The 3,620-nt window shown below is 61.2% G+C and carries 5 protein-coding genes; 1 reads left to right on the forward strand and 4 read right to left on the reverse strand.

The features are described 5' to 3' along the window. Positions 1–3: 3 nt before the first annotated feature. Positions 4–420 (forward strand): GFA family protein, encoded by a 417-nt coding sequence (locus EN914_RS28315; RefSeq protein WP_245497857.1) that lies wholly within the window; start codon positions 4–6, stop codon positions 418–420. Positions 421–604: 184 nt separating this feature from the next. Here EN914_RS28315 and sufA read toward each other — a convergent pair whose 3' ends face one another. The 4 genes from sufA to sufD all read right to left on the reverse strand — a co-directional run. Then, complete coding sequence (gene sufA / locus EN914_RS28320) at positions 605–985, reverse strand: Fe-S cluster assembly scaffold SufA (protein WP_013532156.1); 381 nt, start codon at positions 983–985, stop codon at positions 605–607. 99 nt (positions 986–1,084) lie between these two features. Beyond that, a complete protein-coding gene (locus EN914_RS28325) occupies positions 1,085–1,477 on the reverse strand; it encodes an SUF system Fe-S cluster assembly protein (RefSeq protein WP_013532157.1) in 393 nt (130 codons plus the stop codon). Positions 1,478–1,498: 21 nt separating this feature from the next. Next, positions 1,499–2,740: a cysteine desulfurase gene (locus tag EN914_RS28330; protein WP_024504572.1), complete on the reverse strand. Its 1,242-nt coding sequence runs from the start codon at positions 2,738–2,740 to the stop codon at positions 1,499–1,501. Between the two features lie 185 nt (positions 2,741–2,925). Beyond that, positions 2,926–3,620 (reverse strand): Fe-S cluster assembly protein SufD (gene sufD / locus EN914_RS28335; protein ID WP_127389411.1); only part of this gene is annotated, 695 nt, incomplete at its 5' end.

The raw sequence follows: 3,620 nt of genomic DNA on the forward strand, positions 1-3,620 counted from the left end.
CAGCTGTGCTACTGCTCCATCTGCCGCAAGCAGCAGGGCGGCGGCGGGTTTGCCATCAATCTCGGTGCCGACAACGAGACACTGAACATCAGGGGCAAGCGCAGCCTCGGCGTCTTTCGGGCGGAGATCGAGGACGACGAGCATCCGCATTGCGAAATCTCAACCGGCGAGCGCAATTTCTGCAAGAAATGCGGCTCAGCCCTTTGGCTCTACGATCCGACATGGCCGGAACTGGTGCACCCCTTCGCCTCAGCGATCGACAGCGATTTACCCATTCCGCCGAGCCGAGTGCACCTGATGCTGAAATACAAAGCGAACTGGGTGGAGCCGGTGGTTGGCAAGCATGACAAGGTCTTCGACGTCTATCCCGAGGAATCGATCGCCGACTGGCACAAGCGGACGGGCATGTGGGTGGAGTGAGTTTCTTCGCCCCGTTTACGGGGAGGTGAGGAGTGATCCGCGCAGCGAACGAAAAGCCAATTGCTTGGATTTTCTAACGACGTACGCCGGCAGGCTGGGCGGAGCTAACTCTGGAAAGGCTGGCGCTGCCCCTCATCCGTCACTTCGTGACACTTTCTCCGCGTAAACGGGGCGAAGGAAAAAATCAGGCCGAAGCGCGGGCCTCTGCCAGCGCCTTCAGGTCGGCCGGCTTCAATTCGACGGATTCGCCGCAGCCGCAGGCCGAACTCTGGTTCGGGTTGTGGAAGGTGAAGCCGGTGCGCAGCGTCGTCTGCTCGAAATCCATCTCGGTGCCGAACAGGAAAAGGGCTGCTTCCGGCGCGACATAGACATGGGCGCCGTCGCGCTCGATATGGTCGTCCTTGGTGTTGGGTTCGGTCACCAGATCGACCGTGTATTCCATGCCGGCGCAGCCGCCCTTCTTGATGCCGAGGCGGATGCCATGCGCGTTGTCGCGGGTGGCGACGATCTCGCGCACCCGGTCGGCGGCCTTTTCGGTCATGGTGATGACGGCGAAGCGTCCCATTCTTTTTCCTTCCATTCCATGCAGGTTCAAGGCCGCCGAATGATTCCTCACCTAAAATGGTGAAGTTTTACCCCTGGCGCAAGTGTGCCAGGCTCGACGCTAGTACCAGCCCACCGCCACCTGCGCCTCTTCCGACATGCGGTCGGCCGACCAGGGCGGGTCGAAGGTCATGTTGACCTCGACGCCGGACACGCCTTCGACGGCGCCGACGGCATTTTCGACCCAGCCGGGCATTTCGCCGGCGACAGGGCAGCCGGGAGCGGTCAGCGTCATATCGATCTTGACCGAGCGATTGTCCTCGATGTCGATCTTGTAGATGAGGCCGAGCTCGTAGATATCGGCCGGGATTTCCGGATCGTAGACCGTCTTCAGCGCCGATACGATGTCGTCGGTCAACCGCGCCAGTTCGTCGGCTGGGATGGCCGATCCCGAAACCAGCGCATTGGGCGCGGTTTCCGGAGTGGTCTCGGCAGCGATGCTTGCATCATCCATGGTCGTCACCCAAAAAAGTCGTCATCCGAAGAATTTGCGCGCTTTTTCAAGCGCCTCGGCCAAAGCGTCGACTTCGGCCCTGGTATTATACATGCCGAACGATGCCCTGCATGTGGAGGTTACGCCGAAACGTTTCAACAGCGGCTGGGCGCAATGGGTGCCCGCGCGGACTGCAACGCCCTGCCTGTCTATCACCATCGACACGTCGTGCGCATGAATGCCTTGCAGTTCGAACGAGATGATGGCGCCCTTGCCGGGCGCATCGCCGAAGATGCGCAGCGAATTGATGGCGCGCAGCCGCTCATGCGCATAATTCTTAAGGTCTTCCTCATGCGCGGCGATGCGCTCGCGGCCGATCGTTTCCATATAGTCGAGCGCGGCACCCAGTCCGATCGCCTGCACGATCGGCGGCGTGCCGGCTTCGAAACGATGCGGCGGCTCGTTGTAGGTGACGATGTCTTCCGTCACCTCCTCGATCATCTCGCCACCGCCCATGAAGGGGCGCATGCCCTGGAGAATGTCCTTCTTGCCGTAGAGCACGCCGATGCCCGAAGGGCCATAAACCTTGTGCCCGGTGAAGACGAAGAAGTCGCAGTCGAGATCCTGCACATCGATCGGCATATGCACGGCGCTCTGGCTGCCGTCGACGAGGACGGGAATTCCACGCGCATGCGCGATGCGCACGATTTCCTTGATCGGCGTCACCGTGCCCAGCGCATTCGACATCTGCGTGACGGCGACCAGTTTGGTGCGGTCGGTCAGCCGTTTTTCGAATTCCTCGATGTGGAAGACGCCGAGATCGTCGACCGGCACCCAGACCAGCTTGGCGCCCTGCCGCTCGCGGATAAAATGCCAGGGAACGATGTTGGAGTGGTGCTCCATGATCGACAGCACGATCTCGTCGCCCTCGCCGATGTTGGGCATGCCATAGCCATAGGCCACGGTGTTGATGGCCGAGGTCGTGTTCGAGGTGAAGATGATGTTGTCGGTGCTTGGCGCGTTGAGGAAACGGCGTACCGTTTCGCGCGCCTTTTCGTAGGCGTCGGTCGCGGCATTGGACAGGAAATGCAGGCCACGATGGACGTTGGCATATTCCTGGCTGTAGGCGTGCTGGACAGCATCGAGCACCACCTGCGGCTTCTGTGCCGAGGCGCCATTGTCGAGATAGACCAGCGGCTTCCCGTAGACTTCCCGCGACAGGATCGGGAAATCGCGGCGGATCGCTTCGACGTCGTAGGGAATGTTTTCGAGTTTCTGGTCCATTTCAAAGTCCTTGCCGGCCAAGGCCGAGATCCTTCCAACACCCCTCATCCGACCGAGCTTCGCTCGGCCACCTTCTCCCACAAGGGGAGAAGGTCTAGCGCTTTACCTTCTCCCCTTGTGGGAGAAGGTGGATTGGCGCGTAGCGCCAAGACGGATGAGGGGTGGCTTTGCCGGACCCCATCCAATTAGCCGTGTGCCACGAACCAGCCGTCGAGCCGCGCTTCCAGCGCCTCGACGATCGCCTCGTCGTCCAGTTCCTCGATCACCTCCGCGACGAAGGCCTTCACGAGCAACCCCCGCGCGCTTTTCTCGTCGACGCCACGCGCCATCAGGTAGAACAGATGGTCGTGGTCGATTTCGGTGACCGTCGCGCCGTGGCCGCAAATCACGTCGTCGGCGAAGATTTCCAGCTCCGGCTTGGTCGAGAATTCGCCGTCGTCCGACAGCAACAGCGTGTTGCAAGCCATCTTGGCGTTGGTCTTCTGCGCATATTGATGGACGTTGATGCGGCCCTGGAAGACGCCGCGCGCCTTGCCCGTCACCACGTTGCGGATGATCTCCGTCGAGGTCGTGTGCGGCACCGCATGGTCGAGAACCATGGTCACGTCGGTGTGGGTGTCGCCGGCCAGGAGATTGATGCCGCGAAGCTTGAAATCGGCGCCCTCGCCAGTCGTCCTGACCATGATCTCCTGGCGCACGAGCTTGCCGCCGGCGTTCATGACGAACAGTGTCAGTTTCGCGTTCTTGCCGATATGGGCCTTGAACTGCGCCAGATGCGTCGCCGTTTCCGGCTGCTCCTGGACAATCAGCCACGTCACCTCGGCGCCCTCGTCGAGCACGATCTGGCTGACCGAACTGCCCAAGTCAGCGCCGTCACCCG

This window comes from Mesorhizobium sp. M7A.F.Ca.CA.001.08.2.1 (assembly GCF_003998455.1).
Taxonomy (GTDB): Bacteria; Pseudomonadota; Alphaproteobacteria; order Rhizobiales; family Rhizobiaceae; genus Mesorhizobium; species Mesorhizobium ciceri.